This window comes from Streptomyces ficellus, assembly GCF_009739905.1.
Classification (GTDB): domain Bacteria; phylum Actinomycetota; class Actinomycetes; order Streptomycetales; family Streptomycetaceae; genus Streptomyces; species Streptomyces ficellus_A.
Window position 1 is genome coordinate 5,616,692 of the sequence record NZ_CP034279.1, and the last position, 13,004, is coordinate 5,629,695.

Below are 13,004 nucleotides of genomic sequence, written 5' to 3' on the forward strand. Positions count from 1 at the left end.
TCCAAAGGTAGGACGCGACGCTATGAGACTCACGCGGGCTCTCAACGGTTCCGGCGAGTGAAGGACGGCGGCAACCACAGGGCCCGGGGGCCGGCTACGCCCCCGGGTCCGCTCCTTTTCCGGCGGCGGTACGCGCCACGCCGGTCACTGGCGGTAGCCGCTCAGGAAGCGGCCGATGCGGCTGATCGCCGCGTCGAGGTCGTCGGCGTGCGGCAGGGTCAGAATGCGGAAGTGGTCCGGGCGGGGCCAGTTGAAGCCGGTGCCCTGGACGACCTGGATCTTTTCGCGCAGCAGCAGGTCGAGGACGAATTTCTCGTCGTCGTGGATGCGGTGCACCGTGGGGTCGAGCCGCGGGAACGCGTACAGCGCTCCCTTCGGTTTGACGCACGAGACACCGGGAATCTCGTTGAGCTTCTCCCACGCCTTGTCGCGCTGCTCGTGGAGCCGGCCGCCGGGGGCGGTCAGCTCGTGGATGGACTGGCGGCCGCCGAGGGCCGCCTGGATGGCGTACTGGGCGGGCGCGTTGGCGCACAGGCGCATGGAGGCGAGCATGGTGAGCCCCTCCAGGTAGTCGCGCGCGTGCTGCTTGGGGCCGGTGACGACGAGCCAGCCGGAGCGGAAGCCGGCGACGCGGTACGTCTTCGACAGGCCGGAGAAGGTCAGGACGACGAGGTCGGGGGCGAGGGAGGCGGCGGTGTGGTGGACGGCGCCGTCGTAGAGGATCTGGTCGTAGATCTCGTCGGCGAACACCATCAGCTGGTGGCGGCGGGCGAGGTCGAGGATGCCCTCGACGATCTCACGCGGATAGACCGCTCCCGTGGGGTTGTTGGGGTTGATGATCACAATGGCCTTGGTGCGGTCAGTGATCTTGGCCGCCATGTCGTCGAGGTCCGGGTACCAGTCGGCGGACTCGTCGCACAGGTAGTGCACGGGCCGGCCGCCGGAGAGGGTGGTGACGGCGGTCCACAGGGGGAAGTCCGGCGCGGGGATGAGGACTTCGTCGCCGTTCTCCAGGAGGGCCTGGACCGCCATCGACACGAGTTCGGACACGCCGTTGCCGAGAAAGACGTCGTCGACGCCGACGTCGGGCAGCCCGAGGGCCTGGTAGCGCTGGGCGACGGCCCGGCGGGCGGAGAGGACGCCGCGGGAGTCGGTGTAGCCGTGGGCCTGCGGGAGCATCCGGATCATGTCCTGGACGATCTCCTCGGGCGCCTCGAACCCGAAGAGGGCGGGGTTGCCGGTGTTGAGCCGAAGGACGCTGTGACCCGCCTCCTCCAGCGCGTTGGCGTGCTCGATCACCGGGCCGCGGATCTCGTAGCAGACCTCGCTGAGTTTGCTCGACTGCCGGAACTCCATGCGCGACGACCTCCCAGAAGTGGTGTTGCTTGGTTTTACCAAGTGGGCGCTTGGAAAGTCCAACAAGTTGTCTAGACTGCGTCGCATGCCACGACGACGACGTTACGACCAGTACTGCGCCGCCGCCCGCGCCCTCGACGCCGTCGGTGACCGCTGGACGCTGCTGATCGTCCGCGAGCTGCTCGCGGGGCCGCGCCGCTACACCGACCTGCACGCCGATCTCCCCGGCGTCAGCACGGACATGCTCGCCTCGCGTCTCAAGGACATGGAGCGCGACGACCTGGTGACACGCCGCCGGCTGGCCCCGCCCGCGTCCGCGTACGTCTACGAACTGACGGAACGGGGAAGGGCGTTGCTCCCGGTGCTCCGGGCACTGACGGCCTGGGGAGCCCCCGCGCTCGACGAGCCCCGCCCCACGGACGCGGTGCGCGCGCACTGGTTCGCGATCCCGCTGCTGGACGCCCTGGAGGCGGCGGGCCTCGGGCCGGGCGTGGCCGAAGTGCGGCTCGACGAGGGCGCGTTCCACCTGCGGCTGGGCATCGCGGCGGATGCGCCGGACGGTGCCGAGGGGGCGGCGGGTGCGGCTGGGGCGGCGGGTGCGGCTGGGGTGGCGGGTGCTGCGTACACGGACGGCCCCGCCTCCCCGGAACCGGACGTCCGGCTGCTGACCGACATGTCGACCTGCGTGGCCCTGGCCCGCCGGGAACTGACGGTCGCGGAAGGGGTGTCGGCCGGCCGCATCAAGCTGGTGGAGCCCGCACCGGCCGGGGCTCCGGCGGGCTTCCGGGCGGGCTTCCGGGCGGGAGACGACGCCGCGGGGTGAGCCGCCCGGTGGGCGGTCAGCGCATCCTTGGTCACGTCGTCGTCGTGGTGGGACAGGACGCGGTGGTGTCCTGCACGCGCCGTGCGAGGTGTTCGGCACGCAGGAGCGCCGCCGCGAGCCGGTCCCGGGCCTCGGTCTGCGCCGCGATCCGGGCGTCCAGGACCGCGAGCCGTTCCCGGGCCGTCTCCAGGCCGCGCCCCGAAGGCCGGGCACCCGCCACGTCACCGTCCAGGCAGGCCCCGAACACCGCCACGTCCTCCAGGGTCAGCCCGGCGTCGAGGAGGTGGCGGATGTTGCGTACGCGGACGGCGGCGCCCTCGTCGTACTCCCGGTAGCCGTTGGGCGCGCGGGTCGACGAGAGCAGACCCTGTTCCTCGTAGTGGCGCAGGGCGCGGGCCGAGGTGCCCGTCACCCGTGCCAGTTCCCCGATGCGCACCGTGCCCCCTCCGTCCCAGGAGGCCATGGGTATCACAGGTGCGCCACGGGAGGCGTGGCCCGGCTGCGCCGCGGGCTTCCCGGCGCCGCTCCGGCGGCATCCGCGCCTCACGCCACCACGGCGCCCCCGTCCACCGGCACCACCGCGCCGGTGACGAAGGAGGCACCGGGCGACGCCAGTCGGGCGATCATCCACGCGACCTCCTCGGGGCGCCCGATCCGGCCGAGCGGGGTGTGCGCCCGCTGCCAGGCACGCAGGCCGGCCAGCTCCTCGGGGGTCAGCCCGGAGTGCTCGCCCATCGGCGTCTCCACCGCCCCGGGCGCCACCGCGACGACGCGGACCCCGCGTGGGGCGAGTTCGACGGCCCAGCTGCGGGTGAGCAGTTCGAGGGCCGTCTTGGTCGCCGCGTACACCGCGTTGCCGGGCCAGGCACGCTGCCCGACCGAGGTGGTGACGTTCACGATCACACCGTTCGCCGTCTCCAGGGCGGGCAGCGCGGCCTGCGTGAGGAGGACGGGCGCCACGAGGTTCGTGTCCAGCTGGAGCGCCATGGAGGCACGGGTGTGGGTGCCGAGGCGGCCACCGCCCACCACGGCCGCGTTGTTGACGAGGACGTCGAGGCGGCCGTACGCGTCGAGCGCGGCGCCGACGATGCGCTCGGCCGCCCCGTCGGCGGTGAGGTCGGCGGTGAACGGCCGGATGGTGTCCGCGTGTGTGCGCGCCGTCTCGGCGAGCGGCTCGGCGCGGCGGCCGACGGCCAGGACGTGGGCCCCCTGCGCGGCGAAGGCCCTGGCGGTGGCCCGGCCGATACCGGTACCGGCTCCGGTGACGATGACGACGTCCGTGTTCTGCGTGTGCTTCATGGCGCGATCCTTCAACCCTGCCGCCAATGGCAAGGTCAACTCCGGGCACCGCTGGGGCAGCATGAGGGCGTGAAGTTCGAACCGATCACCTGGGAACGCCTCACCGACGCGCTCGCGGCGCACGTGGACGGGCTCACCCCGGCCGACGGCGGCGGGCCGTGGCTCAAGGTCGCCGTCGACGGGGCCCCCGCCGCCCGGCCCGCGGAGCCGGCCGCGCTGCTGGCCCAGGCGCTGCGGCTGCGCGGGCGCGCGGTGATGACGGTGGGGACGGAGGGGTTCCTGCGACCGGCGTCACTGCGGTACGAGTACGGCAAGGAGGACCCCGACTCGTTCTACAGCGGCTGGTTCGACACCGGCGCCCTGTGGCGGGAGGTCTTCGGACCACTGGAGCCGGAGGGCGACGGCCGGGTGCTGCCCGACCTGTGGGACCCGGTCGCCGACCGGGCGACCCGCAGCCCGTACCGGACGCTGGCGCCGGGTGGAGTGCTGGTGCTCCACGGGCCGTTCCTGCTCGGCCACTGGTTCCCCTTCGACCTCACGGTCCACCTGCGCCTGTCGCCCGGCGCGCTGGCCAGGCGCACGGAACGGTCGTGGACGCTCCCGGCCTTCGAGCGGTACGAGGCCGAGGTCGCCCCGGCCGACACCGCCGACGTCGTCGTCCGCGCCGACGACCCCCGCCACCCGGCCTGGACCGGCCCGCCGTAACCCCGCAGGGTCGGCCGCCGTAACCCCGCAGGGTCGGCCGGCCGGCCGGTCGGTCGTGGGGCGGGCGGTGACGGGTACCGCGCACGGCCCGGACCGCACCCGGCGGGGCCCGGTGGGCGGCCGTGGCTGGTCGTGGTGGGCGGCGGCCCGGTCGGTACCCGGCGCCTGGCCCTTACCGCGCCCGCCGTACCGCGCCTTGCCCGTATCGCGCCCGGTGGGCGGCAGGGGACGGCCGTGGCGCGGCCAGGTGTGGTGGGCGGCGGCGGCCCGGTCGGTTACCGGCGCTCGGCCGTACCCCGCCCTTCCCCTACCGCGCCCCCAATGGGCGGCCGGGGCGCGGTCGGGGCGCGGCCGGGCGGCGTGGTCGGAGCCCGTCCGTCAGCCCGCCACGGGGCGGCCGCCCAGAACGGTGACCGCCATCGCGCCGGCGCGGCAGCCGGCCTCCGCGGCCGCGGTCGGGGACGCGCCGGCGAGGTGGGCCGCCAGGTAGGCGCCGGTGAAGGCGTCACCCGCGCCCGTCGAGTCGACCGCCCGGGCGGGGGGCGCCGCGACCCGCGCGACGATCCGCCCCGACGCGGCCACCAGCGCGCCCGACGCGCCGAGCGTCACCGCGACGAGCGGAAAGCGGTGGCTCAGCGCGGCCGCCGCCTCCCCGGGGTCGGCGAGGCCCGTCAGCAGCGCCGCCTCGTCGGCGTTGGGAAGCAGCAGGCCGACGCCCTCGACCGCGGCGAGGAACCGGTCCACGCCGAACTCCGCGACGAACCCGGCCGACGCGGGGTCCGCACTCACCGGGACGCCCCGTTCCCGTGCGGCCGCCAGGGCCAGGCGAGCCGTCTCGCGGCTGGTCGCCGCGAAGAAGAGGTATCCGGACAGATGGAGGTGGGCCACGCCGTCCAGCAGGGCCGGGGACCAGTCGCCGGGGCCGAGCCGGAGCGCGGCGCCGCTGTCCGTGAGGAACGTCCGCTCGGCGGCCGCGTCGACCAGCGCGACCACCGTCGCCGTCGGTGCACCCGGGTCCCGTACGAGCAGCGGCCGCACGCCCGCCAGCCGCAGCCGCTCCTCGTGCCACGCCGCCCAGTCGGTACCCACCCGGGCCACGATCCGGACGTCCGCGCAGCCCGAACGCGCCGCCCAGCACGCCACGTTCGCCCCCGCACCGCCCGGCAGCGTCCGGATCTCCGCCGCCGTGTCGGTGGCCGGGGCGAGCGGCGTACGGTGCCGGGCCACCACGTCGGTGACCACGTCGCCGATCACCAGCAGCGCGCCGCTCACAGGGCCGCCGCGACGCGGGCCGCCAGCCGTACGTTGCCGCGCACCGCGGCGAGGTTGGCCTCCAGGGACGCCCCGTCGGTGTGCCGCATCAGATACTCCAGCAGGAACGGGGTCACGGCCTGCCCCGCGATCCCGCGCTCCCGGCACTCGTCCAGAGCCCGGGCGAGCACCCGGTCGTGGAGCTCCGGGTCCAGTTGCTCGTCCTGCGGCACCGGATTGGCGACGATCAGCGCCGCGTCCGGGCCGCCCAGGGCGTCCTGCGCCCGTATCACCGCCGCCACCTCCTCGGGCGACCGTGCCGTCCAGTCGACGCGTTCGCCGGAGGAGGCCAGGTAGAAGCCGGGGAAGTGGTCCGTCCCGTAGCCGAGGACGCCGACGCCCAGCGTCTCCAGCCGCTGGAGCGTCGCGGGCACGTCCAGGATGGACTTGACCCCCGCGCACACCACGGCGATCCGGGTCTGTGCCAGCAGCCGCAGGTCCGCCGACTCGTCCTGCGTCTGCGCCCACTCGCGGTGGACCCCGCCGAGACCTCCGGTGGCGAAGACGCGGATCCCCGCCCGCGCCGCCAGGAACGCGGTCGCGGACACCGTCGTGGCGCCGCTCGCCCCCGTCGCCAGGGCCGGTGCGAGGTCCCGGTGGCCGAGCTTGCGTATGCCGGGATCGGACGCGACCCGCTCGACCTGCTCCTTGTCCAGCCCGACACGTGCCACGCCGTCCAGCACGGCGACGGTGGCGGGGACGGCCCCTCCGGCCCGTACGAGCGCCTCCAGCTCCTCCGCCACGGCGAGGTTCCGCGGGCGGGGGAGTCCGTGCGCGATGATCGTCGACTCCAGGGCGACGACGGGCCGGCCAGCGGCCGTCGCCTCCCGTACCTCTTCCGACAGGGTCACTGTGGTCTCTGGCATGTCCCATCCCTGGCGCGGCGGCGACCCGCGCAAACGTCCGGCCAGGATCCGCGTACGGGACGGGACGCGCGTACCGCGCCGACGTGCCGCCATGGGCCTCCGGCTACAGTCACCCGCCATGACGACCAATGACCGACCCTCGTTCGCCGTGCACATCCCCGACGCCGAGCTGGAGCCCGAGCCGCTGGACCCGGCACAGATCGTCTCCGGCACCCCGGAGGTGACCGGAAAGGTGCTGTGGGAATCGGCCGACGGGAAGCAGCTGCGCGGCATCTGGCAGATCACGCCCGGCGTGGTGACCGACACCGAGGCCAACGAGCTGTTCGTGGTCGTCAGCGGACGCGCGACCGTCGAGGTCGAGGGCGGGGACACCCTGGAGCTGGGCCCGGGCGACGCGTGCGTGCTGCGCGAGGGCGACCGCACGACCTGGACCGTGCACGAGACGCTCCGCAAGGCGTACCACATCAGCCTCTGAGCCCCCGCGGCCCGTCCCTGCACCAGGCTCCCGCACCCGGATCCCCGCACCCGGATCCCGCACCCGGATCTCCCCATCAGGATCCCGGATCCGGTCCGCGCGGTTCAGCGCTTGACCGCCTCCTGGGACGTGTGGCGCGGGCGGCGGATCGCCAGCGCGGCCAGGGGGAGCAGCAGCAGTGCTCCCACCGCGTTCAGCCAGCCGTACCCCGCCTGGGCGACGATCAGGCCCGCTGCCGCACCGCCGACGCCCGCCGCCGTGTTCATGGTCAGGTCCGACAGACCCTGCACGGCGGCGCGGGCGGCCGACGGCACGGAGTCGGTCAGCAGCGCCGACCCGGAGACCAGCCCGGCCGACCAGCCGAGGCCGAGCACGAACAGTCCCGCCGCGGTCCGCCCGTGGCTCGGCCCGGCCGTACCGGCCAGGAGCGCGGCGAGGGCCAGCAGTCCCACCGCCAGGCCGATCACCGAAAGCCGGCCCAGCCGGTCGGACAGCCAGCCCATCACGGGCGAGAACGCGTACATGCCCGCGATGTGACCGCTGATGACGAGCCCGATCAGCGTGATGCCGGCTCCGTGGTGGCTGAGGGCCACCGGCGTCATCGACATGATCGAGACCATCGCGGTGTGCGAGACCGCCACCGTGACCAGCGCCAGCCGGGCGCGTGGCGACTCCCGCACCGCCCGTACGCCCGCCCGCAGCGACCGGCCCTCGGGCCCGCCGGGTTCCTCCGTCCCGGCCGCGAGCGCCCGTGCGGTCAGGAGCGGATCGGGCCGCAGCAGGACCGCGACCATCGCGGCGGACACGAGGAACACCCCGGCGGCCCACAGGAACGGCCCGGCCGTGGGCGGTATCCCGAGCCCCGACACGCTCCGCCCGGCGGGCGCGGCGATGTTGGGGCCCAGTACCGCCCCGATGGTGGTCGCCCACACCACGGTGGAGATGGCCCGCCCCCGCCGCTCCGGCTCGGCCAGGTCCGCCGCGGCGAACCGGGCCTGGAGATTGGCCGACGACCCGGCACCGAACCCGGCCATGCCGGCCAGCAGCAGCGGGAAGTTGCCCAGGACCGCGGCCAGCACCACCACACCCGCCCCGAGCGCCCCGATCACATACGCCAGGACCAGCCCGGACCGCCGTCCGCGAGCGGCCATCAGCGCGGCCAGCGGCATGGACAGCAGTGCCGTCCCGGCGACCATGGCGGTCGGCGCGAGCCCCGCCAGCGCCTCCGTCCCGCTCACCTCCTGGGCCAGCACGGAGGCCAGGGCGATCCCGGTCGCCACCCCCAGCCCTCCCAGGATCTGGCTGGCGATCAGGACGGCCGAGATGCGCCGCCGCAGCGCGGGCAGGTCGGCGGCCGCGACCGGCACGGTGGCAGCCGAGGACCCGGCCGGAGAGCGCTTGCCAGCCGCAGGGCGCGTACCGGCCGGCCGGGGGTCTGCCGACGGGGTGCCCGCCGACCGTGCGCCCGCGGTCGACGTCGTCACCGGTCCGGGCGCCTCGGGTATGTCGGGGTTGGTAGTCACCGCGGCAGTCTGCCAGCCCCGCCGCGCTCCCTGACAGGCTCAGAACAGCGGCTGCGGCAGCACTCCCTCCAGGGCGAGCAGCCGGCGCTTGGTCTCCAGCCCCCCGCCGAACCCGCCGATCCCCCCGTCGCTCTCCACCACGCGATGGCACGGCACCACCAGGGGCAGCGGATTCGACCCCATCGCGGTCCCCACCGCCTGCGCCGCTCCCGGCTGCCCCACCCGGTCGGCCAGGTCCCCGTACCCGACGACCGTCCCGTACGGCACACCGGAGGCCAGTTCGCGCAGCACCTGCCGGTTGAACCCGGCCGTCAGCGACCAGTCCAGCGGCAGTCCGAAGTCCCGCAGCGCGCCCGCGAAGTAGGCGTCCAGCCTGCGTATCGGCTCGGCCAGCCGCCCCGCCGCGCTCTCCACCAGCTCCGCGCCGAGCCGGCCCGCCAGCCGCTCCAGCGCCCGGTCGCGCACCGCGTCGTCGGCGTGGAACACGACGCTCACCAGTCCCTCGCCCGTCGCGGCGAGCAACAGCGGACCGATGTCGCTGCCGACGACGGCCCACTCCACGACCTGCCCGTCGAACCGCCCCTTGCTGTCCATGTCGACCACCGTACGACCGGCCACTGACAACGCCCGCAGACGTCCCCCGCCGACCACCCTCGACGGCCGTGCCGCCAGAAGACGGCACCGCACGGAGCCCGCACCCCACCGACTCGTAACCGGCCATTATCGACAAATCGCCTGCGTGTGCGGGTCCGGCCCCCGTGCGCCGTAGCCTCGCCCCCCTACCAGCGGGTACACATGGCACCACCGGCGCCGCGTCACGGTCGCGAGGCTTCCGGACGGCGAGGTACACGGAGCGAAGGGCGGACCGCGGCATGCAGGGCACGGTCGAAGGTTTCAGCTACGGCGTGGTCACGCCCGTGGCCGCATTTCTCATGGCGTGCCTGGGCGGCGCACTGGGGCTGCGGTGCACGAGCAGGTCGCTGCGCGAGCACGGTCGTATCAGGCCCGGCTGCCTCGTACTCGGTGCCACCGCCATCGGCTCGGGCATCTGGACCACCCACTTCATCGCCATGACCGGCTTCACCGTCGAGGAGACGCCGATCGGCTACGACCCCGTCACCACGTTCGCCAGCCTGGCCGTGGCGATCGTGATGGTCGGCATCGGCCTCTTCGTCGTCGGACACCGGGGTGCCACCGCGATGGCCCTGGTCACCGGCGGCACCCTCACCGGCCTGGGGATCGCCACCATGCACTACCTCGGCATGGCCGGAATGCGCCTCCCGGGCCGGCTCCAGTACGACACCCCCACCGTCGCCCTCTCGGTCGTGATCGCGGTCGTCGCGGCGACCGCGGCGCTGTGGGCGGCCGTCTCGGTGCGCGGGCTCCTGCCCAGTCTCGGCGCCGGCCTGGGGATGGGCGCCGCGGTCACCGGCATGCACTACACCGGCATGTCCGCCGTCAGCGTGCACCTGCACGACGACGGCTCGCTGACGGGCGGCGGCGACACCGCGATCACGCTCCTCGCCCCGATGCTGGTCGGACCGGTGGCGTTCCTGCTGCTCGCCGGGTACGTGGTGATGGTCGACCCGATGCTGGTCACGGGCGACGGCGGGCGGCGCCGTCCCGTGCTCGCGGTCCCCCGCCGCACCGGCGACCGCTGACGGCCCGCGACCGCCGACGGCCCGCGAGCGCTGACGCGACAGCCCGCTCGACCCCCGACTGTCAGTGCCGGGTCGTACGGTGGTCTCATGCGGCCCGTTTCCAAGATCGAACGCTCGGTGGCGCCCTTCGAGGTCGTCAGTCCCTACCAGCCCAGCGGTGACCAGCCGACGGCCATCGCCGACCTGGCCCGGCGTATCAACGCGGGCGAGAAGGACGTCGTCCTCCTCGGCGCGACCGGCACCGGCAAGTCGGCGACGACCGCCTGGATGATCGAACAGCTCCAGCGCCCCACCCTGGTGATGGCGCCGAACAAGACGCTGGCCGCCCAGCTGGCCAACGAGTTCCGCGAGCTCCTGCCGAACAACGCGGTCGAGTACTTCGTCTCGTACTACGACTACTACCAGCCCGAGGCGTACGTCCCGCAGTCGGACACCTACATCGAGAAGGACTCCTCGATCAACGAGGAGGTGGAGCGGCTGCGCCACTCGGCGACGAACTCGCTCCTGACCCGCCGCGACGTCGTCGTGGTGGCCTCCGTCTCCTGCATCTACGGCCTCGGCACGCCACAGGAGTACGTGGACCGGATGGTGCCCCTCAAGGTGGGCGAGGAGATCGACCGGGACCAGCTGCTGCGCCGCTTCGTCGACATCCAGTACACCCGCAACGACCTGGCCTTCGCCCGCGGCACCTTCCGCGTGCGCGGCGACACCATCGAGATCTTCCCGGTCTACGAGGAGCTGGCCGTCCGGATCGAGATGTTCGGCGACGAGATCGAGGCGCTGTCCACCCTCCACCCCCTCACCGGCGAGGTCATCAGCGACGACCAGGAGCTGTACGTCTTCCCGGCCAGCCACTACGTGGCGGGACCCGAGCGCATGGAGCGGGCGGTCAACGGCATCGAGCGGGAGCTGGAGGTGCGCCTGGCCGAGCTGGAGAAGCAGGGCAAGCTGCTGGAGGCCCAGCGACTGCGCATGCGCACCACGTACGACATCGAGATGATGCGCCAGATCGGCTCCTGCTCCGGCATCGAGAACTATTCGATGCACTTCGACGACCGTGAGCCGGGCTCCCCGCCCAACACCCTCCTCGACTACTTCCCCGAGGACTTCCTGCTCGTCATCGACGAGTCCCACGTCACCGTGCCGCAGATCGGCGCCATGTACGAGGGCGACGCCTCCCGCAAGCGCACCCTCGTCGACCACGGCTTCCGGCTCCCCTCCGCCCTCGACAACCGCCCCCTCAAGTGGGAGGAGTTCCAGGAGCGGATCGGCCAGACCGTCTACCTGTCCGCGACGCCGGGGCAGTACGAGCTCTCCCGGGGCGACGGCTTCGTCGAGCAGATCATCCGCCCCACCGGTCTCGTCGACCCCGAGGTCGTCGTCAAGCCCACCGAGGGCCAGATCGACGACCTGGTGCACGAGATCCGGCTGCGCACCGAGCGGGACGAGCGCGTCCTGGTCACCACCCTCACCAAGAAGATGGCCGAGGACCTCACCGACTACTTCCTGGAACTGGGCATCCAGGTGCGCTACCTGCACAGCGACGTCGACACCCTGCGCCGGATCGAGCTGCTGCGCGAACTGCGGGCCGGTGAGTACGACGTCCTGGTCGGCATCAACCTGCTCCGTGAGGGCCTCGACCTCCCCGAGGTCTCCCTCGTGGCCATCCTGGATGCCGACAAGCAGGGCTTCCTCCGCTCGGGCACGTCACTGATCCAGACGATCGGCCGCGCCGCGCGCAACGTCTCTGGCCAGGTCCACATGTACGCGGACACCGTCACCCCGGCCATGGCGAAGGCCATCGACGAGACCAACCGCCGGCGGGAGAAGCAGGTCGCCTACAACACGGCCAACGGCATCGACCCCCAGCCGCTGCGCAAGAAGATCAACGACATCGTCGCGACCATCGCGCGCGAGGAGGTCGACACCGAGCAGCTGCTCGGCACGGGCTACCGCCAGGCCAAGGACGGCAAGGGCGCCAAGACCCCCGTCCCCTCGCTCGGCTCCAAGCCCGCACAGGGCGGCGGCAAGGCGGCGGCCAAGGCGGGCGGCACGGGCGCCCTGGTCAGCGACCGCCCGGCGGCCGAACTGGCCGGAATCATCGAGGAGATGACCGAGCGGATGCGGGCGGCGGCCGCGGAGCTGCAGTTCGAGGTGGCGGCCCGCCTCCGGGACGAGGTCAGCGAGTTGAAGAAGGAACTCCGGCAGATGAGGGAGGCGGGCATCGCCTGACACCCCGGCGACACGACGGGTCCGGTGTGTTGCAACACCGCCACAAAAGCGGACCTGATCTGATGCCGCCCCGCGGCCGCTGCGTAGGGTGCTGCCCAACCGCACTCTTCAACGGTCGCGGGGGACGCAACGAGAGGGGACAGCGCGTGACGGTCAACATGACCAAGGGTCAGGCCATCAGCCTGCAGAAGAGCGACGGGGGTACTCTCACCGCGGTGCGGATGGGGCTCGGCTGGCAGGCGGCGCCGCGCCGCGGTCTGTTCGGCTCACGCACCCGTGAGGTCGACCTCGACGCCTCGGCGGTGCTCTTCGCCGAGAAGCAGCCGGTGGACGTCGTCTTCTTCCGCCACCTGGTCAGCGACGACGGATCCGTCCGCCACACCGGCGACAACCTGGTCGGCGGCGCTGGGCAGGGCGGCGACGACGAGGCGATCCTCGTCGACCTCCAGCGGGTCCCGGTCCACATCGATCAGATCGTCTTCACGGTGAACTCCTTCACCGGCCAGACGTTCCAGGAGGTCCAGAACGCGTTCTGCCGCATCGTCGACGAGACGAACGGCCAGGAGCTCGCGCGCTACACGCTGGACGGTGGCGGTCAGTACACCGCGCAGATCATGGCCAAGGTGCACCGCGCCGGGGCCGGCTGGCAGATGACGGCCCTGGGCAGCCCGGCCGTCGGCCGGACGTTCCAGGACCTGATGCCGTCGATCCTGCCGCACCTGTAGGCGCACGGCCGGAGGCGTACCGCGTCCG

At 73.3% G+C, this 13,004-nt stretch carries 13 protein-coding genes; 6 read left to right on the plus strand and 7 right to left on the minus strand.

The genetic code is table 11. The features are described from left to right. Window positions 1–144: 144 nt before the first annotated feature. The gene (locus EIZ62_RS25100) at window positions 145–1,356 is read right to left on the minus strand and encodes a pyridoxal phosphate-dependent aminotransferase (protein WP_156694945.1); all 1,212 of its coding nucleotides are present in this window, start codon (window positions 1,354–1,356) and stop codon (window positions 145–147) included. 85 nt (window positions 1,357–1,441) lie between these two features. Between EIZ62_RS25100 and EIZ62_RS25105 the strand changes: the two genes are divergently transcribed. Next, window positions 1,442–2,179, plus strand: a complete 738-nt coding sequence (locus EIZ62_RS25105) for a winged helix-turn-helix transcriptional regulator (RefSeq protein ID WP_156694946.1) — start codon at window positions 1,442–1,444, stop codon at window positions 2,177–2,179. Window positions 2,180–2,210: 31 nt separating this feature from the next. Here the strand turns inward: EIZ62_RS25105 and EIZ62_RS25110 are convergent, their stop codons facing one another. Beyond that, on the minus strand, window positions 2,211–2,615 hold the full coding sequence (locus EIZ62_RS25110) for a MerR family transcriptional regulator (protein WP_208828032.1): 405 nt from the start codon (window positions 2,613–2,615) through the stop codon (window positions 2,211–2,213). A 107-nt stretch (window positions 2,616–2,722) separates the two neighbouring features. Beyond that, complete coding sequence (locus tag EIZ62_RS25115) at window positions 2,723–3,478, minus strand: SDR family NAD(P)-dependent oxidoreductase (protein ID WP_156694948.1); 756 nt, start codon at window positions 3,476–3,478, stop codon at window positions 2,723–2,725. Window positions 3,479–3,547: 69 nt separating this feature from the next. On the opposite strand from EIZ62_RS25115, the gene EIZ62_RS25120 reads away from it, so the two are divergent. Beyond that, window positions 3,548–4,183 (plus strand): nucleoside/nucleotide kinase family protein, encoded by a 636-nt coding sequence (locus tag EIZ62_RS25120; protein ID WP_156694949.1) that lies wholly within the window; start codon window positions 3,548–3,550, stop codon window positions 4,181–4,183. 378 nt (window positions 4,184–4,561) lie between these two features. Here the strand turns inward: EIZ62_RS25120 and EIZ62_RS25125 are convergent, their stop codons facing one another. Beyond that, entirely contained in the window at window positions 4,562–5,455 is an 894-nt protein-coding gene (locus tag EIZ62_RS25125; protein ID WP_156694950.1) for a carbohydrate kinase family protein, read from the minus strand. Then, window positions 5,452–6,360, minus strand: a complete 909-nt coding sequence (locus EIZ62_RS25130; RefSeq protein ID WP_156694951.1) for a pseudouridine-5'-phosphate glycosidase — start codon at window positions 6,358–6,360, stop codon at window positions 5,452–5,454. The genes EIZ62_RS25125 and EIZ62_RS25130 overlap by 4 nt, the downstream gene beginning before the upstream one ends. 118 nt (window positions 6,361–6,478) lie before the next feature. On the opposite strand from EIZ62_RS25130, the gene EIZ62_RS25135 reads away from it, so the two are divergent. Further along, window positions 6,479–6,835: a cupin domain-containing protein gene (locus EIZ62_RS25135; RefSeq protein WP_156694952.1), complete on the plus strand. Its 357-nt coding sequence runs from the start codon at window positions 6,479–6,481 to the stop codon at window positions 6,833–6,835. Window positions 6,836–6,939: 104 nt separating this feature from the next. Here the strand turns inward: EIZ62_RS25135 and EIZ62_RS25140 are convergent, their stop codons facing one another. Together EIZ62_RS25140 and EIZ62_RS25145 are read right to left on the minus strand one after the other, a co-directional pair. Further along, on the minus strand, window positions 6,940–8,202 hold the full coding sequence (locus EIZ62_RS25140; protein WP_156696592.1) for an MFS transporter: 1,263 nt from the start codon (window positions 8,200–8,202) through the stop codon (window positions 6,940–6,942). Window positions 8,203–8,397: 195 nt separating this feature from the next. Further along, window positions 8,398–8,952, minus strand: a complete 555-nt coding sequence (locus tag EIZ62_RS25145) for a methylated-DNA--[protein]-cysteine S-methyltransferase (RefSeq protein WP_156694953.1) — start codon at window positions 8,950–8,952, stop codon at window positions 8,398–8,400. A gap of 278 nt (window positions 8,953–9,230) precedes the next feature. Here EIZ62_RS25145 and EIZ62_RS25150 point away from each other — a divergent pair, with 278 nt between their 5' ends. The 3 genes from EIZ62_RS25150 to EIZ62_RS25160 all read left to right on the plus strand — a co-directional run bounded on the left by EIZ62_RS25150 (window position 9,231) and on the right by EIZ62_RS25160 (window position 12,976). Beyond that, a complete protein-coding gene (locus EIZ62_RS25150; RefSeq protein ID WP_156694954.1) occupies window positions 9,231–10,019 on the plus strand; it encodes an MHYT domain-containing protein in 789 nt (262 codons plus the stop codon). A gap of 87 nt (window positions 10,020–10,106) precedes the next feature. Beyond that, window positions 10,107–12,251, plus strand: a complete 2,145-nt coding sequence (gene uvrB / locus EIZ62_RS25155; protein ID WP_156694955.1) for an excinuclease ABC subunit UvrB — start codon at window positions 10,107–10,109, stop codon at window positions 12,249–12,251. A 146-nt stretch (window positions 12,252–12,397) separates the two neighbouring features. Then, window positions 12,398–12,976, plus strand: a complete 579-nt coding sequence (locus tag EIZ62_RS25160) for a TerD family protein (protein ID WP_156694956.1) — start codon at window positions 12,398–12,400, stop codon at window positions 12,974–12,976. Window positions 12,977–13,004 lie beyond the last annotated feature (28 nt).